Below are 26,407 nucleotides of genomic sequence, written 5' to 3'. Positions count from 1 at the left end.
GCCAATTAACTAAAGATAGAGTGCTTATAAAAGCCTTCTAAATCTATATTATATTCTTTGGGTTTTATTGCTGATTCAAGCGTGTCTTGCGTTCTTTTGTTTGATAAGTCAACGTCTTGAACTTCAGTGTAACGCCCATGTTTTGCATTAAAAAACGTTTTTACTACTGGCTTTAATGGTGTGGCAGGATTGCTTTGAGTAACGAGTCCCACCTTTTGGCTTGAGAGTTTTACCAGTGTGCCCACAGGGTGAATACCAATGCACTGAATAAACTTATTAAGTAGCACCCCATCAAAGCTATCTGGGCAGCCTTGCTTTAAAATTTTAAATGCTCTAATTGGCTCCATGCCCGCTTTATAAACCCGTTCAGCGGTTAATGCATCATAAACATCAACAATAGACGCCATACGAACGTACTGGCTTATTTCATCGCCTTGTTTGCCAAAGGGATAGCCTTTGCCATCTAAACGCTCGTGATGCATACCTGCAATATCTACGGCAATCCCCGTTAATCCTGCGTCTTCTAGTATCTCTTTGCTAAAGAGCGCATGATTTTGCATCACTTTGAATTCTTCGTCCGTGTAACGACCTGGTTTGTTGAGAATAGCATCAGGGATTTTTATTTTTCCCATGTCATGTAAAAGAGCGCCAGTGGCAAGTTCTTCAATAATTGCTTTTTCAATACCGAGATGTTTGGCAAAAATACTCATTAAAATAGACACATTTATCGAGTGCTCTAACAAATAGGCATCTTTTTGGCGCATTTGTGTAATGCACGCTAGAGCATCTTGATTTCTAAATACGGAGTCAATAAACCCACTAGCCAGTTCTTTAAAAGGCGCAACATCAACAGTACGCCCAGACTCTATATCGCCAAAAGCTTTGGTTTGCAGGTTTTTTGCTTCATCGTAAAGCTTTTTAGCTTTACTCATTTCTTGCTCAGCACTGTGGGTAATTAACCAAGGATCGCGCTTTTTGATTTCGTGCTGAGTAGGTGAGGTTGCTTGTGTTTCAGGTGCTTCAGATTCGAGCATTTTATCAGGGTCGATTTCAACCTCTAAAATTCCTGATTTTATTAATTTATCAATTCCACTTTGAGTTTTAACCCAGCCTTGGTTTTTTATTCTAATGCTACCAGTTTGTTTAACAACTTTTTGTACAAACATACCAGGCTTTAGCTGTGAAGTAGGAATGATTTTCAAAGTGAACTCTAATTAACAGTTATTATTTTTTAAATTAACAAATAAATGCGTAGATAGGAATACAAAAGGCATCAAATAGATGCCTTTATTTAGATTAATGCATTAATTGCTATTCATCATCTTCAACAAGGGTCATCAACGAGGTGTTACCGCCTGATGCCGTCGTGTCTATACTGATTGTTTTTTCAGTAATTAAGCGCTTAATTAGCGTGTCGTAATACTCAGAGCTGATCACTGGTAGTATTGCGCCTTTACGTTGTGCAAGCTGTTGGCTGAAGTAGCCTAAGCGAGAAGAACGTGCAGCAACTACCGCACCGGCTAGGTGAGGATGCGCCAATATCGCTTGTAATTGATTTGGTTTAGCTACTTGGAAAACACCTTCAGCAACGCCAGTCGCAATAAACTTATCTCTAAAAGCAACCGCTTCATCATAAAATATTTCAGATGCTACCGTTATTACCGTGTTACCAGCAGCAAGCGCGGTAATAATCGATAGTGCCCAAAAGTTAAATGAGGTGCTTTTATCTGCGTAACATACTACACAGCCGCGTGCTTCAAGGTGAAGAGTGTTTGACTCACCCGTTGGCCCCGGTAAGGTTGTATATTTGCGCATGTGCTTTTCTAAGCGGTTTAACTGAGCACGTGCATCGGCAAGCGTTAACGCTAAATCGTCTGCAAGATCATCAATAATTTCAACGGTTGCTACTTTCGCTAATAACTGACGCACCGCAGAAACACGATCATTCAGTGGTGTTGCACGCCAAATTTTTTCATCGCGCATAGAGTTAACCATTAGCTTTTCTACTTGCTCATTTGCGCCACTGTAGTGGTGTAAATCAAGCTCGTCTGGCGTTAGGTTAGTCATTTGTACGTTATCTGGTGATGCTTTTTCTTTGATTAAGCGTTGTAGGTAGTTTGGTCCACCGGCTTTAGGGCCAGTACCTGATAGTCCACGGCCACCAAATGGTTGCACGCCAACAATCGCACCAATCATATTACGGTTTACGTAAACATTACCTGCGCGCGACATTTTAGCTAGGTGTTCACAGCGCTCTTCAATACGAGAATGAATACCCATTGTTAAGCCGTAACCGGTGTTGTTAATTTGGTCGACAACACTATCAAGCTCACTCGCTTTAAAGCGGATCACATGTACACACGGGCCAAATACTTCACGCTTTAATACCGATAAGTCTTTGATTTCGTATAAACGTGGTGCAAAGAAAAATGCGCCATTTTCGCTGTTATCAGGAATTTTACACTCGTAGTGAAGTGTTGCATTACCTTTTAGGTATTCAACATGATCATTAAGTGTTTTCAGCGCTTTTTCATCAATTACAGGGCCTACGTCTGTAGAGAGTAATGATGGGTCGCCAATATGTAACTCAGTAAGTGCGCCTTTGATCATATCGATAATGCCATCAGCAACATCTTCTTGAATAAAGAGCACGCGTAATGCCGAACAACGTTGACCGGCACTTTGGAAACCAGAACTGATAACATCATCAACAACTTGCTCAGGAAGCGCTGTTGAGTCAACAATCATACAGTTTTGACCACCAGTTTCTGCAATTAAAGGTACTTGAATATCGTTACGTGCAGCTAATGTTTGCGAAATAAGCGTGCCCGTTTCAGTTGAACCTGTAAACATAACAGCTTGAATGCGCTCATCTGGCACAATGGTTTTACCTACTTCGCTACCGCGAGCAATCACAGGCTGTACAACGTGCTCAGGTAAACCAACAGAAAGCATTAATTCAATAGCGCGTAGGGCAATTAAGCTCGTCTGTTCTGCAGGTTTTGCAATTACAGTGTTACCTGTAACGATAGCAGCTGCAACTTGACCTAAGAAAATAGCGAGTGGGAAGTTCCATGGGCTAATACATAAAATCACACCACGAGCTTCAAAGCGCTCATCTTGAGCAAGCTCTTCAGCACGGGCAGCGTAGTAACGACAAAAATCAACCGCTTCGCGTACTTCATCAATACCATCTTGTGCCACTTTACCTGCTTCTTTGATACAGATAGCAACAAGTTCATCATGATGACGCTCTAAAATATCAGCAACGCGACGCAATAAATTAGCGCGCTCTTTTACTGGCGTTTGTGACCATGATTCAAAAGCGGTTTCAGCGTTGGCTAGCAACACTTTCATTTCATCGCTATTTTGTAATTTCACATGGCCAATAATTTCTTTATGATTTGCTGGGTTTTTAACTGCCAGCGCGCCCTCTGGTACTTGGCTTTCTTCAATTAAGTGCTCTTCAAACCAAGTGTCTAAATTTTCTTTAAACGGGGTTATCACGTTAATATCAGTTAAATCCATACCCTTTGAGTTGGCACGTTCTTCACCGTATAAATCAATTGGCATTTTTATTTGCGTGTTGTACTTATTACGTAATCCTTGCAGTGTTTCAACAGGATCTGGTAATAATGCTTCAACCGGTTGGGTGGTATCTACAATGGCATTTACAAAAGATGAGTTAGCACCATTTTCTAGTAAACGACGAACAAGGTAAGCAAGTAGGTCTTCGTGCTGGCCTACTGGTGCGTATACACGACACTGGATTTTTTCTTCATTAACGATTTGGTCAAATAAAGATTCACCCATACCGTGCAGACGTTGGAATTCAAAACCTTGGTTATCACCTTTCGCTACTTCTAAAATAGTCGCTGCAGTGTAGGCGTTGTGTGTTGCAAATTGCGGGTAAAGCACATCTCGTGCTTCAAGCATTTTAATCGCACATGCTTTGTATGATACATCTGTGGTTGCTTTACGGGTAAATACCGGGAAGAAGTCTAAACCATCTTGTTGCGTGGTTTTGATTTCGGTATCCCAGTATGCGCCTTTTACTAAACGCACCATCATTTTACGACCCACACGGGTTGCTAGGTCTGTTAGCCATTCAATAACAAAAATAGCGCGTTTTTGATACGCCTGAACCGCTAAACCAAAACCTTGCCAATCGCCAAGGTCGTCATCGCTAAATACCGCTTCAATAACATCGAGAGAAATATCCAAACGGTCTGCTTCTTCAGCATCAACAGTAAAACCGATGTCGTATTTTTTAGCGGCAAGAGCAAGTTCTTTTAGTTTTGGAACGATTTCTTCCATCACGCGCTCTTTATGAGTAAATTCATAACGCGGATGAATAGCCGATAACTTTACAGAAATACCTGGGCTTTTAATCGGGCCACGACCATTCGCCGCTTTACCGATAGCATGAATCGCATTCATGTAGCTGTCGAAATAACGCTTAGCGTCTTTCATTGTGCGAGCGCCTTCACCTAGCATATCGTATGAATATACATAGCCTTTTTGCTCTTTTTCAGCCGCGCGCTCAATTGCTTCGTTAATGGTACGACCCATTACGAATTGCTTACCCATTATCTTCATCGCAAAGTTCACAGACTTACGAATAACTGGCTCGCCTAAACGACCAATTGTTTTTTTAAGTATGCCAAACTGCTGCTCTTTCGTTTTGTCGTTATAGTTAACCATTTTACCGGTTACTAGTAATCCCCAAGACGAGGCATTAACGAATAAAGAATCACTACTACCTAAGTGAGAGCTCCAATCGCCATTTGCTAATTTATCACGTATTAATGTTTCTTGAGTTGCTTTATCAGGAACGCGAAGCAATGCTTCGGCTAAACACATTAATACCACACCTTCTTCACTCGATAGTGAAAATTCATTTAATAGCGCATCAACACCGCTTTGACCATCTTGGTCTTTACGAATGTTTAAAACTATTTGGCGAGCTCTTTCCCATGCACGGCTTCGTGCTTTAACACCGACTTCTGCAAGTGGTAAAATGTGATCAATAACCGCATTTTCATCAATACGGTAAAAGTCACGGATCTTCTGTCTGATCGGACAAGTCGTTGTTAAATCGCCATTGAATAACATAAGCAACCCTCAGGAGTGTTAATACTTAGGATAATTGTTAATTACCGCTAAATGTTGTTGGTGTAAAGCGTGCATTCTAATTAAAATCCAGCAGAATATGCTGGTTAATTTCGCCGTTTTACGATAATTTACAGGGCATATTATTAACTTATCCATATAAAATACTGATATGACTAATCCGAATAGATTACGCCTGCTTGATCGTATCGATATATCAATTTTAGACGTTTTGCAGCGCAATGGTAGAATTTCAAATGTTAACCTCGCAAAGCAGGTGAATTTAAGCCCCAGTCCCTGTTTAGATAGGGTCAAACGTTTAGAGCAAGAGGGCTATATTGAAGGGTATTTCGCTAAATTAAGTGAGGAAAAACTTAATCAAAGCTTATTGGCCCATGTGCAGGTATCATTAGTTACCTCAAATACAGCCGTATTTAAAGTATTTCGTGAACACATTCTTAAAATTAAGCAGGTTGTTGAGTGTGATATGGTAGCGGGTGGTTATGACTATTTATTAAAAATTCGCGTTTCCAACATGGACGAATACAGAGAAGTATTAGGTGATTTGGTTGATATTCCGGGAGTGGGCACACACCACACTTACATGGTAATAGAAAAAATCAAACAAGACCCTGGGCTTCGTTTAGATATATAACGCAGGTATTTTTAAAGATAAAATATAGCAGGCATAAAAAAAGCATCATATGATGCTTTTTTTATGCCTGCTATATTAAGTTAAGCTTATGCCCAACCTTCATAGCGTTTTCTTCGTGATAACACGATAGTTAAGATAATCCCTAAGAACAAACCTAAAAATGCAATGGCTCCACCGTAAGTAAGTAACTGGCGTTTTTCTTTAGCACTGGTTGCTTGTTTTAGTTGTTGTTCTTGAGAAAGCTCACCTTGTAACTGACTAATTTGTGCTAATAGTTGCGCGTTTTGTTCGGTTAACTGTGTGTTTTGCTCTTGCAGCTCAGGTAACTCAACTTGCGCTTGGCGAAGTCTATTTTGCATAGTGCTTATTTCATTATTGAGGGCTTGGTATTGTTGTTTTAAACCCGCTGATTCACTAATGAATTTAGCTTCTACCCAGCCTTCACGATCTTTATCATCTTTAACTTTTATAAAGCCATTTTGTTCATCAGATAATAAAGTGAGTTGTGTACCTGCATCTATTGAACCAAGTAAGCGATAGTCTTTACTGGCACCTGAGCGCATGAAAGTATACAAATTATCGATTATATAAGCTGTTTTAGCATTAGTCGGCGACGTTGATTGAGCTTCCTCTGCTTGGCTCATAAACGGGGCGGCTGTTAAAAGCAGCCATAGTAAACAGTGTTTTAGCATTTATCTACCTTGTTAATCTAGCAGTGTCCGTTGTGAACGTGATTTTTATTTCGCATAAGTATATAGATAGTATGGATTTAATAGTTTAATAGCAAGACAGATATTGTAACCAGAGCATTTTGCTTGCGTGTTTATGACTAAAAAATTTGCAATATAGGGCTGCTTTGTTTATTTTGAGCACTTATTAATTTTAAGGGTAATCCGCAAGCCTAATGGATACTGAGATAGAACTGAAATTTTTGGTATCAGATGACGTCATTCCACTGATCCCCTCACTAATTACTCAATTTGCAAAAACAGTCACAAACAAACCTTCTAAAAGTTTGCAAAATGCTTATTATGATACACCAAGCAGAGAGTTAAGAGCACTCGATATTGGCTTTAGAACGCGTTGTACAGACGAGCGCTGTGAGCAGACAATTAAGCTAGCTGGAGAAGTGGTCGGGGGCTTACATCAGCGCCCAGAATACAATCTTCCAATAGAAACAAACCGACCAAATCTAATGGCGTTTGATTCATCAATTTGGCCTCACGGTATGCAAATTGATGCCATATCACAAAATCTATACCCTATTTTTAGTACTAATTTTATTCGCCGTAAGTGGTTAATAGAAACCCCAAATGGTGCCAAAATTGAAGTGGTATTAGATAAAGGTGAAATTGCTGCGTCAGGTAAGGTAGAAATCATCAGCGAGCTTGAAATCGAGCTGGTTGAAGGTAGTCGTGAGGAGCTATTTGCTTTTGCAGATATATTAGTGAGCCAAAACAGCATTCGTTTAGGGCTCTATTCAAAAGCAGCAAGAGGCTATCGCCTTGCGGATGAAACACCGCTACAACCAAGTAAATCAATCGGCTTTGTTAAACTTAATAAGCAAGTCACTCAAGAGCAAGCTCTTATTGAAGCTATGGGGTTTGGAATTCGCTTTGTGCAAAAACACGAGCAATGCTACTTCGATAAGCCGAGCTTAAAAACATTAAAGCGGGTAACCGATGGCATTAGTTTAATTAGACACAATTTTTGGTTGTTTGACGATATTGTTAGTAAAGAAAGTACCGATCACCTCAGAACAGAGCTAAAGTGGTTATTAAGTGAATTAGCATGGGTTGAAAATGCGATTCAGTTAAAAACTTATACCTCTAAGCGCCATGCTTTTTATAAAAAAATAAATAGTGCTCCTGCGTTAACGCAAGTTATAAACGATTTAAAAGAGTTACAGCCGAGCATTGACGATATTTTTTCGCTTTTTCATAGTGCCCGCTACAACCGTTTATTGCTGAGCTTAACAACGTGGCTGATAAATAAGCAGTGGCGTAAAGATTGGAGCCAAGCAGAGCTTCAAAATGCAGAGCAACCTATTGTAGATATTGCTCATCGCTTATTTGATAAAGATTGGAAAAACTTACATCGCTTATTGCCTAAAGAGCAAAGCTTAGCAGGCAATGATTACTTAAACTTCCGCACTCAATTAGAAAATAGTTTACTCAGTGGTAACTGTTTAGGGGCACTGTTTAATAAAGATGAGCGATTAGAATTTAGGCTCCCTTGGCTGGATATTTCTCATGGGATGTATGAGTTAAGCACGCTTGATTATTTAAAACAGCTGTGTGGCGGGCAAGAAGATGCTCAACTGGCAAAAATACAACTATGGTTAGAACAAAAATCTGACTTTTTAGTTAGTGCCATGGAGCAAAGTCGACATGCCTCATTTGATACAGAACCCTATTGGCTTTAATGGCTAAGCACTTTTGTAGCCGGACTTTGCTACAAAAGTGTATGATTTTTTCACTTTTGTGTTTTGCTACCAATGTGTGTTCACAGCCATCTTGGCAACTTTACGAAAGTAAACAAGGGGTAAGTGTTTATTTTCAGCGTTTAACTGATGATACCTTGAAAATGAAAGCTGAAACGGTGGTTAAAAATGTCACCGCAGAGGATTTAGTTGCTTTACTTAGTGATACCGATACAGCTCCTAGCTGGATAGAAAATATTACTAAGGTCACGTTACTCAAAAGTTTAAGCCCTTCAGAAAATCTTGTTTATAGTTATATTGACTCCCCGTGGCCTGTTAGCAATAGAGATGTGATTACTTATTCGTGCTATACAAGGGTGAGTTCGTTGCAAACGCAGCTTAGTATTCACGCGCGCCCAGATTTTTTACCTAAAACTAAAGGTGTAATAAGAATAAGCACCTTAGATGCAATGTGGCTGTTAACTCAGCAGGCGAAAAATTTGCACATTAGTTATCAGGTATATGCGTTACCAAGCGGTAAGATACCCACGTGGTTAAATAATCGGATCGCCCTAAAAAGCACCCTTAAGACGCTAATAAATCTTGCTGAAATACTCACTACTAAGCAGTACATAGCAAAGCCAACCGTTATTCGCACCGGTAATTGCAAACATACCGAACCGCCGCAGTTATAAGTAAAAAAGTGACCTAAGTGATCACTTTTTTAAGTGGATATAAGCTAATCAGTATTTAGCGGATTCACCGTCTTTGGGTAAAGACTGATTTATAAACTCGCGTAAATCGTTATTAGAACTTTCTAAATCTGCATGACGTAGATACATCATGTGGCCACTGCGGTAGCCTTTAAAGCTTAATCTATCTTGCATTTTACCACTTGGATCTAATTGCCACATGGTGTACTTGGCATCAAAGTAATTGGTTGCACCGTCAAAATAGCCCGCCTGAACCATTACATTTAAATAAGGGTTTTGAGCCATGGCTAAGCGTAAATTTTCACCGGTATTATTTCCGCTTCTGTCCCATGGGTGAACGTTACCAAATAAGTTATATTTGATATCGGTTTTGTAATTAAGCTCTTCACGAAGATAGTAGTTAATTGCAGGGGTAAAAGAGTGCAGCCATGATGTAAGCTCTGCCCAGTAATCTGGAGACTCACCGGCATCGCGTTTATCTATGCCTAAATAGCGCGAATCCAGTCGACCAACCATTTGTCCGCGTTCACGTAATAACTCTTTCCAAAAAAACTGTGTTGGAATATCTAAATTGTTTTGACTAACAAATGTTTCAGATAAACCTGCATATTTAGCCATTTTTTTAATAATGCGACGTTTTTCGTCTGGCGCAATAAAACCGCCTTTTGCAAGCGCAGGGATGAGCTCATTAACAGTAAACTGTTCAACTTCTGGTAATAGCTCGTCTAAATCTTTTGCTTGTAAATCGGCGTTTAATGCTTTGTGGTACCATGCAGTAGCTGCAAAGTAAGGTAGGCGGTTAGCTGCTTTTACTGGTCCGTCGCGTTTAATACCGATATCGGTAGGAGAAACGAGTACAACACCGTTAATGTACATCCACTGACTATTTTGCAGCTCATGCGCTAAACCCGATACACGAGTAGTACCATAGCTTTCACCAATTAAAAACTTTGGAGAGCGCCAACGTTCATTTCGAGATACAAAAGTATTAAGCCATTCTGCGAGGTACTTTATATCGGCATTAACGCCAAAAAATAGCTCTTTTTGTTTATCTTTGGGTAAAAGGTTACCGTCTTTATCTTCTACAACACGTGAATAACCTGTATTTACAGGATTTACATAAACGATATCCGCTACATCTAAAACCGAATAAGGGTTATCTTTTACACCATAAGGTTGAATTGGGTAGCCTTCGTCGTCAATTTTTAAAACACGAGGGCCGGTGTAAGCTAAATGCATCCAAACCGATGCTGAGCCTGGGCCACCATTAAATGAAATAAGTAATGGACGTTTTGTTCTGTCATCTACTTTATCGCGGGTGTAGTAAGTGTATTGAAGGGTTGCTATGGCATCTCCCTTGTTATCCCATACCGGTTGTGTGCCTGTAGCTACCGTATAAGAAAATCGTTCGTTATTTATTTTTGCTTTGTGCTGAGTAACTACTTTACTGTCGATATCAATACGGCGTTGATTATCGGCAAACGTTGCACTTGTAAATGTAAGTGCAATTGCGGCAATGGGTAAAAATAGACTTCGACTAAATTTCATAACTAACCCTTTTTATTTTATGTACTGCAGTTATAGCGATATTTGAGTAAAAAACAAAAGTATTGAGACTAGCTGCCGATAATAATCGTTGAGTTTATGTAATTAAGATTAATCTCAACATAACAAACAGGCGAAATATACTTGATGTGTATGCCATACTGTAAGTTTAAGGCGATTAAAAAATTTAATTATTAATTAAGTTTTTTAAGTTATTGGTCGCTTTAATTGTTTTTAAATGGATGCTTGAGAGTGATTTATTTTTAGGTTTATTACCATAAAGGGTGAACGTAAATGAAAGGGAGTTTATGCAACGGGTTTTAATTGTTGAAGATAATATAAGGGTAAAACAGGTACTCAAACATATTGCTGCTCATTACCTTGATGTGCGGGTTGATTTCGCTCAGTCACTTACTCAATGTAAAAAGTTACTAAATCAAACTAGTTATTCGCTCGCGTTAGTTGATTTATCTGTTGGTGGTCAAATCGATACTGATATAACTCGCTTTACACTGTCGCAAGGTATCCCTACGTTGGTGATGACAACGCAAACAGATGAACATACACGTTTAAAAATGCTGGAATTAGGTATTATCGATTACGTCATTAAAGATAATCGCGACTCTTATCTTTACGCCATAAAATTTGTAGCACAGTTATTGCGTAACCAGGGGCGCAAAGCGCTGGTTGTAGATAATTCCTTATTGAGTAGTAGCTTGGTTAAGCAAATGCTTGAAAAACAATTGTTTGACGTTATTACTGTTGATAATAGTGCGCAAGCTCTTCATATACTTGAGCATGATCAGGCAATCAACTTAGTGATCACTGACCATAACTTATCAGGTATGAATGGTTTTGAATTAATTAGAGCAATTCGAAATATTAAAAGCCGTGAGCAATTGGCCATTATTGGTTTAGCTGATGTATATAGTTATGGCGTTGCTGCACGATTTATTAAATCAGGTGCGAATGACTTTTTAACTAAACCCTTCACCCATGAAGAGTTTCACTTTCGAGTGGTGCAAACTATGGAGTCAATATGGCTAAGTGATGCTAAAAAACCGGCTTTGTCTTTCGATGCGACAGAGTAACTTTAATCTTAAATACGTTATCAATGTGTATTTGGGAGTGTAACGGTTAGTTAAAGACGACTATTTGCGTATTTATCGACTCGCACCAATTCTGTATTTTGCTTAAAAAAAGCGCACCTAAATGGTGCGCTTTTTTGTTTTTTATATTATTTAATTTAATAACCCTCTGTTTTTATTTGTAATTTAAAGGTGGCACAAAGGTTGGATTGTATAGAGCAAATACAATAACAAGCTAGTGTCCTAAGGGGGCCTTTGTGAAAATGATCAGTGCAATAATAAAGCCATTCAAACTAGATGATGTGCGTGAAGCACTCGCTGATTTAGGCATCGAAGGAATGACAGTGGTTGACGTTAAGGGGTTTGGACGTCAAAGAGGTCATACAGAGTTATACCGTGGTGCAGAGTACCAAGTTGACTTTATACCTAAAATTAAACTTGAAATTGCCACTCGAAGTGAAAATTGCCAACGCGTTGTAGAAACCATTACCAAAGTTGCTGGAACGGGCAAAATTGGTGACGGCAAAATTTTTGTTTACGACCTAGATCAAATCGTCCGTATTCGTACAGGCGAACTTGATGATGACGCAATTTAAGGGGGCAACATGGAAAATACAATTATAGAGCTGAAGTTTTCGCTCGATACGTTTTACTTTTTAATTTCTGGCATCTTAGTTATGTGGATGGCAGCTGGTTTTGCAATGTTAGAAGCTGGTTTAGTGCGCTCAAAAAATACTACAGAAATCCTAACTAAAAATATCGCACTTTATTCTATCGCTTGTACTATGTTTTTGTTGGTCGGTTACAACATTATGTATGTAGACAACGTTGAAGGCGGAATAATTCCTTCATTTGGTGGCCTAATAGGTAGTCAAGCGGCAGACGCCGATCATTCACTAGAGTCTGATTTTTTCTTCCAAGTAGTATTTGTTGCAACGGCTATGTCTATTGTATCTGGCGCCGTAGCGGAGCGTATGAAGTTATGGGCTTTCTTAGTGTTTACAGTAGTACTTACAGGATTAATTTACCCAATTGAAGGTTACTGGACATGGGGTGGCGGCTTCCTATCTGAATTAGGCTTTGTTGATTTTGCAGGTTCTGCCATTGTCCATGCAACCGGTGCAGCTGCAGCGCTTGCGGGTGTAATTCTACTGGGTGCACGTAAAGGTAAATATGGTAAAAATGGTGAAATTTACCCAATTCCAGGTTCAAACTTGCCACTTGCTACATTGGGTACATTTATTTTATGGATGGGTTGGTTTGGCTTTAACGGTGGATCACAGTTATTAATTTCAGATAAAGAAAATGCAACTGCAGTAGGTCAAATACTACTTAACACCAATGCTGCTGCAGCTATGGGTGCAATTTCAGCCTTGTTCTTATGTAAATTATTATGGGGTAAGGCAGATTTAACCATGGTACTTAATGGCGCACTTGCAGGCTTAGTGGTTATTACTGCAGATCCATTATCACCATCACCATTAATGGCGTGTTTATATGGCCTACTAGGTGGGTCTTTGGTTGTACTAAGCATTGTGGCACTTGATAAAGTGAAAATTGACGACCCTGTAGGTGCCATCTCTGTGCATGGTGTATGTGGCATATTAGGTGTGGTATTAGTGCCGGTTACTAATGCCGAGGCTAACCTTGTGGCACAGTTAATTGGTTTACTATGTATCATTGGCTTTGTGTTTATCGCATCATTCATTGTTTGGGCAGTCTTAAAACAAACTATGGGTATTCGTGTTACCGAAGAGGAAGAGCTAAACGGTATGGATCAACATGATTGTGGTATTGATGCTTACCCAGAATTTGTTTCAGTAAGAAGTAATTAAAAGTATTGTGTGTTCAATCAAAGCCCTACTCAGTTAGGGCTTTTTTGATTTCAGGAAGGGTTAATTTTTCAGGTGTTAGAGTAATGTGATAAGCTCCTCGCGTTAAATCAACCTTTGGAATGTATTACACTTAAATGGCTGAAAAAAAGAAAACACCGACCAGTAAACCCTCGACTAAGCGCGCTACTAAGTCATCTAAAACATCAGCGCGAAAAAGTGCTGCAAAAAAAACCGCAAGTTCGGCTAAACGGCCATTTTTAAAAACGTTGTTTTCTATTTTTTGGAAACTGAGTCTGGCGACTTTCATCGCTGTAGCACTTTACTTTATTTATCTTGATGCAAAAATCACCCGCCAATTTGAAGGTAATAAATGGCAACTTCCAGCCCAAGTGTATGCGCGTTCAATGACGTTTTTTCCTGGGCAGTTTTTATCTGAGCAAGAAGTTTTATGGGAGCTTAAACGTTTAAATTACACGGCAGTTAATCGCTTAAGCCGCACAGGGCAATATATTAAAACAGCTAATAGTATTAAGATTTTTCGTCGTGATTTTGAATTTTATGATGGTTTAGAAAATGCTCACGTAATTGAACTACGTTTCTCTGGAGAAAAGGTTGCCAGTATTAAAGATAAATTCGGTCGTCGCTTAAACACTGCCAGATTAGAGCCTGTACAAATAGCCCGTATAGGTAATGACTCAAAACAAGACCGCGAATTTGTGCCATTAGATAAATTTCCTGACATGCTTAAAAATGCTTTGTTAGTGGTCGAAGACCGCGATTTTTATGATCACCATGGGGTATCGGTATTTTCTATTTTACGGGCTTTATATACCAATATTCGCGCAGGAAGAACCGTGCAAGGGGGCAGCACACTGACGCAACAGCTAGCTAAAAATATTTATCTTACCCGTGAACGTTCATTAGTACGTAAAATCAATGAAGCTTTTATTGCGCTTATTCTTGATTATCGTTATTCAAAAGATCAGATTCTTGAAGCCTATTTAAACGAAGTCTACCTAGGTCAGTCTTATAACCAAGGAGTACATGGGATGGGGCTGGCTGCTGAGTTTTACTTTGCAAAACCCGTTGATGAACTTGAGTACGACCAAATTGCTCTGCTGGTGGCCATGGTTAAAGGCCCTTCTTATTATAACCCTAGACGTTATAAAGAACGTGCTATGGAGCGTCGTGACTTAGTGCTGCGTTTAATGGTCGATAACAAACTTATTTCCACTAAAGAGTATCGAGCCTCATTAAAGCGCGCAATTGATATTGCGCCAATGAAAGCCAGCTTACAAAAGTCTTACCCAGGTTACTTAGAGTTGGTTAATCGCGAGTTGAAACAGCTGCTACCTGATCAAGAAGTATTAGATGCAGGAGTGCGCGTATTTACCTACTTTGACTTGCAAAAACAAACCGCAATGGAAGAATCGATTAAGGCCAGTTTACCTTATTTGGAAAGGCGTCCAAATACCAAAGAATTAGAAGCGGCAATGATCTCCGTTAATGTTGAAAAAGCTGGTGTATCAGCGTTAGTGTCTGGACGTGATGTGCGCTATTCAGGGTTTAACCGGGTGCTTGATACCAAGCGCAATATTGGCTCATTAGTTAAACCGGCAGTGTATTTAAGTGCACTGCAGCTTCCTCATTATAATTTAGCGACATTGCTTGATGATTCACCCGTGCAAGTCACCAACGAAGAGGGAAAAGTATGGCAGCCAGAAAACTTTGATCATCAATACCGAGGCGCCGTGCCTCTTTATAAAGCATTCAGCCACAGCATTAATATTCCGGCAGTTAACTTAGGGCTTGATGTTGGGGTTGATAAAGTTGCTAATACACTCAGAGGACTAGGTGCTAAAGGCCATATTAATGAATACCCGTCGCTGCTATTAGGGGCTATTGAAATGTCGAGTTTTGAAGTGGCCCAGCTTTATACCACTATTGCTGCTGATGGCGAATACAGAGAGCTGACGTCTATCTCGGCATTAACTGACTCTGTTGGTAAAGTACTTTATAAGCATAAAGTGAGTAACGAACAACGCTTTGATAAAGATGCCATGTACATGACCAAATACGCTATGAAGCGAGTAACTAAAGATGGCACCGCTAAGCGCTTAAATTTACATTTTCCGTCGATTCAGTTAGCAGGTAAAACAGGTACCAGTAACGAATTACGCGATAGCTGGTTTGCCGGGTTTGATCAAAATACAGTGACTGTTGCTTGGCTAGGTCGTGACGATAATAAAAGCACTGGTTTGACTGGTAGTGTCGGGGCGCTTGAAACCTATATTCGTTATTTAAAACCGCTAAACCCCCAAGCCATTGCCGATACTCGTCCACCTTCAATTCGGTGGGCATTTGTAAACGAGCAAACGGGGAAGCAAGCACCACCAGGGTGTGGCAAAGTGATTCAATTACCACTTAGGGCCAGTGAGTTTAAACCAAGACCCCAGTGTATTCGCTAGGTAATAAAAATAAAAATAAAAAAGCCCGAAAGGGCTTTTTTTTATGGATTTCTTTAATAAAGGACTAGTGAAATGTTTTTATTTATTTTTATAGTATAAATATTGTTCACCTGTTGTTAGTTTAAAGGAATGGGTGTTTGTTTGTTTTTTGTTAACTTTGTTGTTTTTTTGTTTGCATTTTTGTTTCATAAGCATATTATAAATATGCCTTTAAGGCATATAATTATAATTTCAAACAGGGATAAATAATGAAATCAATATTTAGGAAAAGTATAACGGCAATTGCCGTATCAGCATCCTTAGGCCTAGCATTACCTGCTGTTGCATCTGATGTAATAGGAACTGTAAATAATATTAATGATAATAGTTCTTACACTGTAAAAGTTAAAAACCCTGCAACTGGTTTAGAGCGAACTCTAAGTATTTCTAGTGAAGGTACCTTTCGCTTTGCCTCTCTGCCTACAGGTAGTTACGAGATACAAATATTAAAAGGCGATGCTGTAGTTGCTGAAGACCGCGTTAGAGTCTCTTTAGGTGCCAATTCAAAAGCTAACTTTGACCTAAACAGTTTCGATTCTTCTGGCCCAGAGGTAATTCAAGTTGTTGGTGCTCGTATTTCATCAATAGATCTTTCAACAGCTGATTCGGGCCTAGTTATTACAGATGCTGAAATTGACAGAATGCCAATTAATCGTGATTTAACATCAGTTGCATTATTAGCACCTGGGGCTGTAAAAGGTGATAGCGCATTTGGAAATACAGCGTCATTTGGTGGTTCTTCTGTTGCTGAAAATGCATGTTATATTAACGGGTTAGAAGTTACTAATACTCGCCAAGGCTTAGGGTGTGGCGAAGTCCCGTTTGAATTCTATGACCAATTTCAAGTTAAAACCGGTGGTTATTCAGCCAAGTTTGGCCGAGCTACTGGTGGTACTATTAATACAACTACAAAAGGCGGTACTAACGAGTGGGAATTTTCTGCTGTAGTTCAGTACCAACCTGATTCTTTGCAAGAAGAGGGCAGCATTTCTCGTGGCAATAATGGAGCAGGTCAAATTTTCAGAGATGAAAGCTATGACTCTGATAACAAGACTGACGTTACACTTGCTGTTGGTGGCCCACTTATTGAAGACACACTTTTTTTCTATGGTTTAATAAACCCGCGTGATACTGAGTCGTCTTATACTTGGGGTGGAGATGAATTTTCACCGAACGATCAGTACCGAGAAGAATCTGCATCTGGCGGAGATAATTTATTCTGGGGTGGTAAACTCGATTGGGATATTAATGAAAACCATCGCTTAAGCTATTTTGCTTATTCAAATCGTCGTGATATTGAGCGTTCTGTTTATGATTACAACAACGGTGTTATAGGCGACCGCAAAGATGGTGCATTACTTAAGCGTGGTGGCGAAGCGCAAAGCTTGAGTTACACAGGTGTACTAACTGAAGATTTAGTTGTCACAGCAATGGCTGGTACAATTGAGACTGAGTATGAAACGCAATCAGAAAACTTAATTTGCCCAAGTATTACAGATTCTCGTGGTACTTCTAATCCAATCACTGGTTGTGGTGCTGGTGGTAGCTTTGGTGCAAATAATGATGAAAATACTCAGTACCGCCTTGATATTGAGTATGTTTGGCAAGACCATCAGATTAGCTTTGGTATCGATTATCAAGAGCGTGAATCTGAGCGTGTGAGTCGTCCTATCGGTGGCCACAGTTATGATTACCGTACACTAGCGGCTAACGGCAGTTTTCAAGCTGATAATGGCGCATTAACAAACAATACTGGTAATGTATTGCAATACGTTGAAGATCGAGTATTTGATGGTGGCGGTAGCTTTAAGTCAGAGCTTACGGCTTATTACATAGAAGATAATTGGCAAGTAACAGATGATTTTGCGGTAACTGTTGGCTTACGTATAGATGAGTTTGATAGTTGGGGCACAACAGATAAGCTACTTACAAGCTTCAAAACGGATGTTGCTCCTCGTTTAGGTTTCACGTGGGATCCAACGAGCACTGGCGACACTAAAGTATATGGTACTTATGGACGTTATTACTTACCTGTTGCAAATAACACTATTTTCCGTGCAGCTTCTGGGGTAAGTGATATTACTACTGCTTACACGTATACGGGTGTTGATGCAACGACAGGAGCACCTACAGGTTTGGCTCCTTTGGCAGATACTCTTGGCTCAGGCGGTTTAGCAAACTCACAACAAGTAAGTGGTGTTCCGGTTATCCCAGAAAAAGATATTTTCCAAGCGCAAGAAGCCGAACCATTTTCAAAAGATGAATATATTTTAGGTGTACAGCAAGCACTAAATGATGAGTACACTGTTGGTATTAAAGGTGTTTATCGTGAAGTTGCTACTGCATTAGATGATTACTGTGGTCGTTATGCTTACCCATATTGTGTGATGATTAATCCTGGTTCATCTTCTAGCTGGTATAGTGATGGTTACTATTGGAATGGTACTGATTGGGGTGATTCAAGCTTTGATAACGACGGTGTTCCAGATGAAGGTTCACTAACGACTTACTCTGCTGACACTATTGGTTTACCTAAGGCTAATAATGAATATACCGCCGTAGAGTTTAACCTAAATTATCAGGCTGATACGATTCGTTACCAGTTTGGTTATACATGGGCACGAAGTGTTGGTAACTTTGAAGGTGCTGTTAAATCCGATATTGGCCAAGCTGATGCGGGTATTACACAAGACTTCGACTTCCCAGCTGTAATGGATGGCTCTCAGGGTTATCAACCTAATGATCGTCGTCATACATTTAAATTCTTTGGTAGTTGGGAGCCAGTTGAAAACTTGACTGTAGGTTGGAATGCAACATTACAAAGTGGTCGTCCTAAAAGTTTATTCGGCCAAGGTTACCCGTCAAAAGATCCAAATCTAAATGGTGGTTGGGGTGATACTTTCTACATTTACACAAATGAGTGTCCTGATACCAATGGTAATGGTGAATGTGAGCAAGAAGAAAAAATCTATGAGAAGCATGACCGTGGTACAAATGGTCGTACACCATGGACATTTAACTTAGATTTATCTGCTGCATATGACTTTACTGTTTCAGATATTGATATGAGAGCATCAATCAATGTGTTCAACATATTAAATAGTCAGTCAGAGGCTTCTTTGAATGAGCATTACGAGCAAAATGAAGGCGAAGTTAATGCTTACCATGACGCTGCTTACTCTTGGCAGACTCCACGTTATGTTCGTATAGGGTTTGAAGCTCGATTCTAAACTTTATATAGCATCACAATAATATAAATAATAAAAAAGCCCGAAAGGGCTTTTTTTATGCGAAAGCTTTTTTTGTCCTGAAATGCATTTACACATTTAGGATCTATTTATGAAGACCATTGAAATTAAGGGCGCTAAGCGTACCCAACGAGATTGTACATTAGGCTTTAAACTATCCGTTGTTAAGTAAGTAGAAAAAGGTGACTTCACACACAAGCAAGCGCAAAGCATATATTAACGGTCATTAGTAACTGATAGTTATAGTCGGAGAATAATGGATTATGAGCAGAGTGATGAAATGAAAGCGCTATATATGACGATTAAGCATAGCGTTTTTAAATGTGACGCGATTCATCATTCAGATAGAGGTTTACAGTGTTGCTCTGAAGTATATCAAGATGAGTTATTTAAAGAGAGAATTAAGCCATCGATGACGGATATAACTGTTATCAAAACACCTGAGTAGAGCGTAGAAACGGGATATTAAAGTAATATTCCTACTGTATAAATGTTATACATGGTAGAGTTAAGCTGCTTGTTGAGGAGTTGATATTCATATAAAATGAAATGCGTTCGTACTTAAGTTTGGGTATGAAAATACCAAATCAAGTGTATAAAAAAACTTGGTACTGACACACCAAGCCTCTCATTAAAACCGTCAAATTATTTCAGGACGGGGCAATTATTAATTTTTTAAGATTTAAAAAATTGCATTGATTTAGTCAGATCATCCGATAGTTGCTGTAATCGCTGAGCATCCTGTAAGGAAGACTGTGCCGAACTAAGCGTATGATTAGCTAGGTTACTCACCTCCTCTGAGTCGCCTAGAGCTTGTGCCGTAGCTTGTGATTGCTCTTTTACTCGCAGGGCTATTTCTTCTCCTTGTTGTTTAATCATATTCATACTGTATTCTGCATCTTGTAACACTTGATTTGTTTGTGTTGCGGCATCAACAGATTGCTCCATTTTTTCTACACTAGAATGCATTTTTTGCTGTGTATCTTCAGATGCTTGTTGCAACGAGCTAATAATTTGATGTATTTCTTGGGTTTGCGTTTGTGTGCGTTTAGCGAGTGTCCTTACTTCATCTGCAACAACTGCAAAACCACGGCCATGCTCTCCTGCGCGAGCGGCTTCAATAGCGGCATTAAGTGCTAGCAAGTTGGTTTGCTCGGCTATTTCACTTATCCCTTTGCTTACTTTGCTTATTTCTTGGCTATCTTGGGCAAGCTTATTAAGCGATTGCTGGCTGTGTGTAAATTCAACTTTTAAGTCCTGCATGTATTTAGCCAGCTCCATCGTGTTATCTGCGCCTTGTTTAACATGTTTTGTTGCTTTTTGAGCTGTGAGCATTGCCTTATTAGCTGAGTCCTCAACGCTGTGTGCGCTATGGCTCATATTACTTAGAGCTGAGTTAATAGCATTAACGCGGTTTTGCTGCTTTTCTACATCCTGACTCGTTTGGCTACTTACATGAGATAAGGAGTAGGTTGCATCAGATAGTGAATGTGTGCTGCTTTTAACCTTCTCTAATAGCTGTGTAAAAGCACGTAATAAAGCATTGTACCTTTGGGCAATGATGTCCATTTCATCGTGAGTACTTGAATTGATTTTCGAGCTTAAATCGCCATTGGCTGCTTGCTCTGCACAAAGAGCAAATTGGGTAATAGTATCAACTACAACAAAGTAAAAGCCGACCATAAGATATAAAGCAAATAGCAAACTGATCACAGAGGCCGCTAATACTAAGTTGCGTATCCACAATTGTGAGGCGTATTTTTTTTCAATAAGACTCTCAAGAGTTGGGATACTTTTTTCAACTAGCGTATTAATACTCGTGTTTACATTGTTAGTGAGCTTCGCAAATTCTGCTTTTGTTAAGGCTATGTTGTCAGGTTCGAGTAATTTTTTTTCTATGGCGTTTTTAAATGTATTGATTGCGCTGTGTAATTGTTTTAGTGGCGCAGATAAGGCTTCGCTCACGGTGCTATCAGCATCGGTTGCTACTTTAAGTGTTTTATATAATTGATTTTCATAAAGGGGTAACGATTTATTTAAGTTAGATAGCGCAATAAAGGTTTCAGGGGTAAATCGATTATTATCGATCACAGTGTTTGCACTTCGTGTTAGTAAGTTAATTTGGACAATTAGCGAGGGTAAAGGCAGTACTAATGAGCGGTTAAGGTAGGAGCTTGCAAGCTGGTTATCTAACGCTAAGTTAGATTCAATAGAAATAAACTCGAGTATATCCTGAGTTTTAGTGCTATTGATTTGATAGCCTAACGCACGCGCAACTTGTGGATTTTTATCTGTGTTGCCATCTATTTGGTTACTTAAGATGCGATGGTAACCTTTTAAGCCCTGTTGCTGCATTTGCGAAACACTAATACTGTTACCTAGCAAAGACACTAAAAAAAATAAGCTCAGCGCTAATGGTAATAATAAAATTCCAAACACAACACTAATTTTTGTTTTATATTTTAAATTTGCCATGAGTGTGATGGCGGGGGCTGCTAAGTGTCTTAATCCTGACATAGTTTTCTCTTATAATTGATTTAGGCTACATAGACCGTATAAAGTCTAATTATTATTCAAATATAAGCGTTTACAAATAAAAAAAGCCCTTTCGGGCTCTTTTTCAATTTTTTATTATTAATTTGTGTTTTATACGTAATTAATAACGTTATAAAGTGTACTTATAGCTTAGCAAAAGCGCGCTCTGCCGCTTCAATTGTTGCTTGAACTTCTTGCTCTGTGTGCGCAGCACAAACAAAACCAGCTTCAAACGCTGAAGGTGCTAAATAAACTCCTTCTTCAAGCATTAAGTGGAAGAACTTTTTAAAGCGCTCTAAATCACATTCAGTGGCTTGTTGGTAAGTAGTTACTTTTTCTGCATCAGTAAAGAAAAAGCCATACATGCCGCCAGCGTAGTTAGTCGTTAAGGCAATGCCTGCTTTCTTAGCTGCAGCTTCAAAGCCTTCACAAATCGCTTTACTAATAGCTTCTAATTTTTCGTGAACGCCAGGTGCACTTAGTAACTCAAGTGATTTTAAGCCTGCAGCCATAGCAATTGGGTTTCCTGAAAGTGTACCCGCTTGATAAACTGGGCCTACAGGTGCGATGTAATCCATAATTTCTGTTTTACCACCAAACGCGCCTACTGGCATGCCACCACCAATTACTTTACCTAAACAGGTTAAGTCTGGTTTGATGTTGTAGTAAGCTTGAGCACCACCAAGGGCTACACGAAAACCTGTCATTACTTCGTCAAAAATAAGCACAGATTGGTACTGATCACAGACTTCACGCAGTCCTTCTAAAAAGCCAGGTACTGGTGGGATACAGTTCATGTTACCTGCAACTGGCTCAACAATAATACACGCGATTTCATCGGCATATTTAGCAAAAATCGCTTTCACTTCTTCAATATTGTTAAACGAAACCGTAAGGGTGTGCTTAGCTAGATCTTCAGGAATGCCTGGAGAGTTAGGTACACCCATAGTTAATGCACCAGAGCCGGCTTTTACTAGCAGTGAATCTGCATGACCGTGGTAACAACCCTCAAACTTTAAAATTTTGTCACGACCAGTAAAACCACGAGCTAAGCGAATTGCGCTCATTGTTGCTTCAGTACCTGAGCTTACCATACGTACTTTTTCGATAGATGGGACTAGCTCTTTAACTTTTTCAGCCATTAAAATTTCAGCTTCGGTAGGTGCACCGTAGCTTAAACCATTTTCTACCGCATCATGTACTGCTTGTTTTATTTCAGGGTGATTGTGGCCCATAATCATTGGACCCCAAGAGCCCACATAATCAATGTAACGGTTGCCATCAGCATCAAATGTAAACGCGCCCTGTGCTTTAGTAATAAACAGCGGAGTACCACCTACACCATTAAAAGCACGCACTGGTGAATTTACGCCACCAGGAATAGAGTCTTGAGCTCGTTTAAATAAGTCTTGGCTAATTGTCATGAAAAATCCTATTGTTTTATCACTTTAAAATTAAAAGCTTAGCTATCGCGTTTGCGGCTAAACCAAGGAACGTCTACTTCATACTGCTCGACTTTGTTTTCTACGCCGAGGGTTAAAGCAAACAGCGCCATACGAATAAGTACGCCATTTTGTACTTGGCGGAATATTGCTAGATTGTCGTTAGCATTTAAGTCATTATCAAGTTCGTTTGCCTCTAAACGGCTATCGCGAGGAAGCGGGTGCATTAACACCGAGTTCGGTTTGCAATGGGAATTGTAAATAGACTGGCTAATTCTAAATCCACCACGGTACTTGTTGGCTTCCTCTTGCGACGGAAAACGCTCTTCTTGAATGCGTGTTTGATAAACAATATCGGCCGCTAAGTTACCTTCCATTTTATCAACCAGTTCAATTTTATGCCCTGCATTTTCAACGACAGATAAAATTGAGTCAGGCATTTGCAAGCCATTAGGGGCAACCATTGAAAAGCGAATGTTTTTGTAATGACATAGTAGCTTTGATAGCGAGTGAACGGTTCGGCCATATTTTAAATCGCCGACTAGCGCAATGTGCATACCATCAATATTTTGATCGAAGCGGTTAAGCTCTCGCTCAATAGTTAATAAATCAAGCAGCGCTTGAGTAGGGTGCTCATTGGGTCCATCGCCACCATTTATTACTGGTACGCTGCAACCTGTTGCAAATTCAGCTACCGAGCCTGAGTCTGGATGGCGCATTGCAACCGCATCAGCATAGGCTGAAATAACACGTGCGGTATCATATAGTGACTCGCCCTTAGCAAGCGCAGAGCTTTGCATACCGGTGGTTTCACGAACCAGTCCACCGAGTAAGTTAAACGCAGTGCCAAAACTAACACGAGTACGCGTACTAGGTTCAAAAAATAGATTCGCTAAAATAGCGCCTTCAAGCACATTGGTACGCTTTTGTTTTTTTGCGTATGGCTCCATTTTTTTTGCTACAGCAAATATGCGTTCAATACAGTCTCGATCGAGTTGATTAACAGAGAGTATATTTTCACCTTGGAAACTGAACATGGGGTTATTCCTAGTTATTCAAAAAGGCGCGATAATCCATAAAGGAGCACGCAATCGCGCGTATTATACAAACTTAGTTTGCGACTTGGCAGTGTAATTTATAATCCTGTATTTAAAAGCTTGGCTTAATAATGGCTAAAGCAACTATAACGAGTAACGCTAAAACAGGTAGCTCGTTGAAAATTCGGTAAAACCGATCGCTTTTTGTATTTCTATCGTGTTTAAAATCAGCTAATAATTTGAAACAGTAGCCATGATAAATATATAAAATGATTACCAGCACTAGTTTATAATGCAGCCACATACTGTAACGAAACCATTCGCGGCCGTATTCAACAATAGTTAATACGCCAAACACTGCGGTAAGCACAGCAAAGGGGGTAACAAAATAAAGCAGCCGACGTTCCATTACTTTTAGCATTGAGTTACACGATTTTTCTTCACTCATAGCGTGATAAACAAAAAGTCGAGGAAGGTAAAAAATACCGGCAAACCAAGCAATCATAAAAAATACGTGCAAGGTTTTGTAAATTAATAATGCACTCATACTGTTCTCATTATTGTTAAAGTAAACTGTTACGTATGGTTAGAATATGATGGATTTGATCCCACCTTAGTAATCCCATAATTTGTTGATTATCTAATAAGTTATATACATAAAGTGCACCACTGCGTTTATCATTTAAAATTTCAAAGGCATCTGCAAGAGTGGCCTGGCTGCTGATACCTTGTAAGCTAATGTACTTTATATTGACCGCCTGATCAGACATTAAACTTAAGTCATATTCGGCTAGGCGATAACCATTTTCCTCGTCAAACACAATTAACGGTGTTTGGCTGTCCATGGCATCTAGACTGTTTTTTATTTGCTCTTTATCGTCAGAGTAGAGCAATTTAAAGTCTTCATCCATGTCATCCATCACCCCTACTTTTTGTAATGCCTCAGTGGCCGGAGATACATGGTAAGGTAATCCCTGAAAGTCTAATTGCTGTAAAAATATAGAGCGGTTACCAAATACCTGCAAAGCTGTAACGTAGGCGGTGGTAATGACGATCATCGCCGGTACAATAATTTCCGGTGAAGAGGTCAGCTCCATCACGGTAGTTAGTGCCGCTAAGGGAGAGTGCAATGTGGCAGCTAGTAAGCCTGCCATGCCGAGCACCCCATAAGTACCAGCTATGTCAGTTCCTGGGCTAATAAACTGGGCAAAAAATGCCATTAAAGTGCCGGTTAAAACGCCAAGTCCAATAACCGGACCAATTAACCCACCAGGAATACCTAAGCCAATAGCAAACAAGGTGGCTAATAACTTAGCAATTAAAATAGTGGTAAGTAGTTGCATGTTTTCAGGTGACTCTACAGCAATGGTTATCGCACTCATCCCTGAGCCCATAGCTTGTGGAACTGCATAGGCAATTAAGCTGGCAATACACCCTGCAATTATTAAACGAGGAAACATACTTAGTGGTTTAAAGGTTTTAATAATCAGCATTAAGTTTTGATTAAAAGCATAAGCCACCGCGCCCAGCCCCATGCCGCACAAAATTAAATAGGGGTAATGCCAACCACTTAGTGGCGCAATGCTTATTAGCGCAAGTTCTGAGCCCTCACCAAATACAAATTGAGTGGCTAATGCGCCGGTAACGGCTGCGAGCATTATCGGCACAAAAATATGTACTTTGTATTCTCTGAGCACCACTTCCATTACAAAAATAACCGCAGCAAGCGGGGTATTGAACGACGCAGCAATTCCCGCGGCAACGCCACAACCACTGAGGGTACGCATAGCGTTGTGAGGTAAGTGTAATTTATTTGCTAATATGCTTGCCCCTGCTGCTCCCATGTGAACTGATGGGCCTTCGCGGCCAACAGAAAAACCACTGATCAGTGCCAGCGCACCACCAACAAACTGATTAACCGTGTTATACAGTGGCATTTGCCCGTAATGGCGCTTGATTCTGTGTATTACAAAAGGAATACCTAAGCGGTAATGTTTAAAGCCAGTGAAAGCCGCAAATGTAGCTATTAATAACGCTGCAACTAAAGGCATTAATACCCGTTCTAAAGTGGGTAGGGTGGTAAAATCGTCAGGGGTTTCTAGAAATAAACTTTGGAAAAATAAAATGGTTAAGCGGAACAGTATAATAAAAAATGCAGCAATTAATCCGGCACTTACGCCTAATAAGCATAATTGTACGGATGTTTTTGGTTTTGCTAATCGACGTCTCAGTCGCTCAAGCCACATGCTTTATTTCCCCGTAGCATTT

17 protein-coding genes and 1 pseudogene are annotated in these 26,407 nt (G+C 39.7%); 9 read left to right on the top strand and 9 right to left on the bottom strand.

The annotated features are described in order from the left end of the window. Positions 1 to 5: 5 nt before the first annotated feature. Positions 6 to 1,202, bottom strand: coding sequence for an HD-GYP domain-containing protein (locus P3J6_RS04620; RefSeq protein WP_198522338.1), 1,197 nt, complete (start codon positions 1,200 to 1,202; stop codon positions 6 to 8). Positions 1,203 to 1,311: 109 nt separating this feature from the next. Continuing rightward, entirely contained in the window at positions 1,312 to 5,115 is a 3,804-nt protein-coding gene (putA, locus tag P3J6_RS04615; RefSeq protein WP_198522337.1) for a bifunctional proline dehydrogenase/L-glutamate gamma-semialdehyde dehydrogenase PutA, read from the bottom strand. A gap of 169 nt (positions 5,116 to 5,284) precedes the next feature. Between putA and P3J6_RS04610 the strand changes: the two genes are divergently transcribed. Beyond that, positions 5,285 to 5,767 carry a winged helix-turn-helix transcriptional regulator gene (locus P3J6_RS04610; protein WP_198522336.1) on the top strand — a complete coding sequence of 161 codons (483 nt, stop codon included), beginning with the start codon at positions 5,285 to 5,287 and terminating at the stop codon, positions 5,765 to 5,767. Positions 5,768 to 5,853: 86 nt separating this feature from the next. On the opposite strand, the gene P3J6_RS04605 is transcribed toward P3J6_RS04610, so the two are convergent. Next, positions 5,854 to 6,459 carry a TIGR04211 family SH3 domain-containing protein gene (locus tag P3J6_RS04605; protein ID WP_138605653.1) on the bottom strand — a complete coding sequence of 202 codons (606 nt, stop codon included), beginning with the start codon at positions 6,457 to 6,459 and terminating at the stop codon, positions 5,854 to 5,856. Positions 6,460 to 6,671: 212 nt separating this feature from the next. On the opposite strand from P3J6_RS04605, the gene P3J6_RS04600 reads away from it, so the two are divergent. Continuing rightward, positions 6,672 to 8,192, top strand: a complete 1,521-nt coding sequence (locus P3J6_RS04600; protein ID WP_198522335.1) for a CYTH and CHAD domain-containing protein — start codon at positions 6,672 to 6,674, stop codon at positions 8,190 to 8,192. Continuing rightward, positions 8,192 to 8,884: an START domain-containing protein gene (locus tag P3J6_RS04595; protein ID WP_198522334.1), complete on the top strand. Its 693-nt coding sequence runs from the start codon at positions 8,192 to 8,194 to the stop codon at positions 8,882 to 8,884. Before P3J6_RS04600 ends, P3J6_RS04595 begins: the two co-directional genes overlap by 1 nt. A gap of 48 nt (positions 8,885 to 8,932) precedes the next feature. Here the strand turns inward: P3J6_RS04595 and P3J6_RS04590 are convergent, their stop codons facing one another. Continuing rightward, entirely contained in the window at positions 8,933 to 10,450 is a 1,518-nt protein-coding gene (locus P3J6_RS04590; protein WP_198522333.1) for a S10 family peptidase, read from the bottom strand. A 305-nt stretch (positions 10,451 to 10,755) separates the two neighbouring features. Here P3J6_RS04590 and P3J6_RS04585 point away from each other — a divergent pair, with 305 nt between their 5' ends. The 6 genes and pseudogenes from P3J6_RS04585 to P3J6_RS18935 all read left to right on the top strand — a co-directional run. Then, positions 10,756 to 11,538 carry a response regulator gene (locus P3J6_RS04585; protein WP_138605645.1) on the top strand — a complete coding sequence of 261 codons (783 nt, stop codon included), beginning with the start codon at positions 10,756 to 10,758 and terminating at the stop codon, positions 11,536 to 11,538. Between the two features lie 254 nt (positions 11,539 to 11,792). Beyond that, positions 11,793 to 12,131 (top strand): P-II family nitrogen regulator, encoded by a 339-nt coding sequence (locus P3J6_RS04580; protein WP_010391070.1) that lies wholly within the window; start codon positions 11,793 to 11,795, stop codon positions 12,129 to 12,131. 9 nt (positions 12,132 to 12,140) lie between these two features. Further along, on the top strand, positions 12,141 to 13,370 hold the full coding sequence (locus P3J6_RS04575) for an ammonium transporter (protein WP_054202014.1): 1,230 nt from the start codon (positions 12,141 to 12,143) through the stop codon (positions 13,368 to 13,370). 134 nt (positions 13,371 to 13,504) lie between these two features. Beyond that, entirely contained in the window at positions 13,505 to 15,838 is a 2,334-nt protein-coding gene (gene mrcB, locus P3J6_RS04570) for a penicillin-binding protein 1B (RefSeq protein WP_036985023.1), read from the top strand. Positions 15,839 to 16,086: 248 nt separating this feature from the next. Next, positions 16,087 to 19,107 carry a TonB-dependent receptor gene (locus P3J6_RS04565; RefSeq protein ID WP_178955351.1) on the top strand — a complete coding sequence of 1,007 codons (3,021 nt, stop codon included), beginning with the start codon at positions 16,087 to 16,089 and terminating at the stop codon, positions 19,105 to 19,107. A gap of 241 nt (positions 19,108 to 19,348) precedes the next feature. Then, a pseudogene (locus P3J6_RS18935) lies at positions 19,349 to 19,740 on the top strand (IS3 family transposase); the annotation flags it as partial. A 60-nt stretch (positions 19,741 to 19,800) separates the two neighbouring features. Here the strand turns inward: P3J6_RS18935 and P3J6_RS04555 are convergent. From P3J6_RS04555 to P3J6_RS04535, 5 genes are all read right to left on the bottom strand, one after another. Beyond that, complete coding sequence (locus tag P3J6_RS04555) at positions 19,801 to 21,642, bottom strand: methyl-accepting chemotaxis protein (protein ID WP_198522331.1); 1,842 nt, start codon at positions 21,640 to 21,642, stop codon at positions 19,801 to 19,803. A gap of 161 nt (positions 21,643 to 21,803) precedes the next feature. Next, a complete protein-coding gene (gene hemL / locus P3J6_RS04550) occupies positions 21,804 to 23,084 on the bottom strand; it encodes a glutamate-1-semialdehyde 2,1-aminomutase (RefSeq protein ID WP_069440337.1) in 1,281 nt (426 codons plus the stop codon). A 38-nt stretch (positions 23,085 to 23,122) separates the two neighbouring features. Further along, positions 23,123 to 24,139, bottom strand: a complete 1,017-nt coding sequence (locus tag P3J6_RS04545; RefSeq protein WP_054202016.1) for an aspartate carbamoyltransferase — start codon at positions 24,137 to 24,139, stop codon at positions 23,123 to 23,125. A 112-nt stretch (positions 24,140 to 24,251) separates the two neighbouring features. Continuing rightward, positions 24,252 to 24,686 carry a CopD family protein gene (locus P3J6_RS04540; RefSeq protein WP_010391077.1) on the bottom strand — a complete coding sequence of 145 codons (435 nt, stop codon included), beginning with the start codon at positions 24,684 to 24,686 and terminating at the stop codon, positions 24,252 to 24,254. Positions 24,687 to 24,702: 16 nt separating this feature from the next. After that, on the bottom strand, positions 24,703 to 26,385 hold the full coding sequence (locus P3J6_RS04535; RefSeq protein WP_010391078.1) for a chloride channel protein: 1,683 nt from the start codon (positions 26,383 to 26,385) through the stop codon (positions 24,703 to 24,705). Positions 26,386 to 26,407 lie beyond the last annotated feature (22 nt).

The sequence above is a fragment of the Pseudoalteromonas sp. 3J6 genome, assembly GCF_903995135.1.
Classification (GTDB): Bacteria; Pseudomonadota; Gammaproteobacteria; order Enterobacterales; family Alteromonadaceae; genus Pseudoalteromonas.
This window is presented reverse-complemented; position numbering and strand designations above follow the sequence as displayed.

Excerpts from the sequence above, each read along its gene's own strand:
- putA (WP_198522337.1), bottom strand. The coding sequence starts at position 5,115 with ATGTTATTCAATGGCGATTTAACAACGACTTGTCCGATCAGACAGAAG.
- P3J6_RS04610 (WP_198522336.1), top strand. The coding sequence starts at position 5,285 with ATGACTAATCCGAATAGATTACGCCTGCTTGATCGTATCGATATATCA.
- P3J6_RS04605 (WP_138605653.1), bottom strand. The coding sequence starts at position 6,459 with ATGCTAAAACACTGTTTACTATGGCTGCTTTTAACAGCCGCCCCGTTT.
- P3J6_RS04600 (WP_198522335.1), top strand. The coding sequence starts at position 6,672 with ATGGATACTGAGATAGAACTGAAATTTTTGGTATCAGATGACGTCATT.
- P3J6_RS04595 (WP_198522334.1), top strand. The coding sequence starts at position 8,192 with ATGGCTAAGCACTTTTGTAGCCGGACTTTGCTACAAAAGTGTATGATT.
- P3J6_RS04590 (WP_198522333.1), bottom strand. The coding sequence starts at position 10,450 with ATGAAATTTAGTCGAAGTCTATTTTTACCCATTGCCGCAATTGCACTT.
- P3J6_RS04585 (WP_138605645.1), top strand. The coding sequence starts at position 10,756 with ATGCAACGGGTTTTAATTGTTGAAGATAATATAAGGGTAAAACAGGTA.
- P3J6_RS04575 (WP_054202014.1), top strand. The coding sequence starts at position 12,141 with ATGGAAAATACAATTATAGAGCTGAAGTTTTCGCTCGATACGTTTTAC.
- mrcB (WP_036985023.1), top strand. The coding sequence starts at position 13,505 with ATGGCTGAAAAAAAGAAAACACCGACCAGTAAACCCTCGACTAAGCGC.
- P3J6_RS04565 (WP_178955351.1), top strand. The coding sequence starts at position 16,087 with ATGAAATCAATATTTAGGAAAAGTATAACGGCAATTGCCGTATCAGCA.
- P3J6_RS04555 (WP_198522331.1), bottom strand. The coding sequence starts at position 21,642 with ATGTCAGGATTAAGACACTTAGCAGCCCCCGCCATCACACTCATGGCA.
- hemL (WP_069440337.1), bottom strand. The coding sequence starts at position 23,084 with ATGACAATTAGCCAAGACTTATTTAAACGAGCTCAAGACTCTATTCCT.
- P3J6_RS04545 (WP_054202016.1), bottom strand. The coding sequence starts at position 24,139 with ATGTTCAGTTTCCAAGGTGAAAATATACTCTCTGTTAATCAACTCGAT.
- P3J6_RS04540 (WP_010391077.1), bottom strand. The coding sequence starts at position 24,686 with ATGAGTGCATTATTAATTTACAAAACCTTGCACGTATTTTTTATGATT.
- P3J6_RS04535 (WP_010391078.1), bottom strand. The coding sequence starts at position 26,385 with ATGTGGCTTGAGCGACTGAGACGTCGATTAGCAAAACCAAAAACATCC.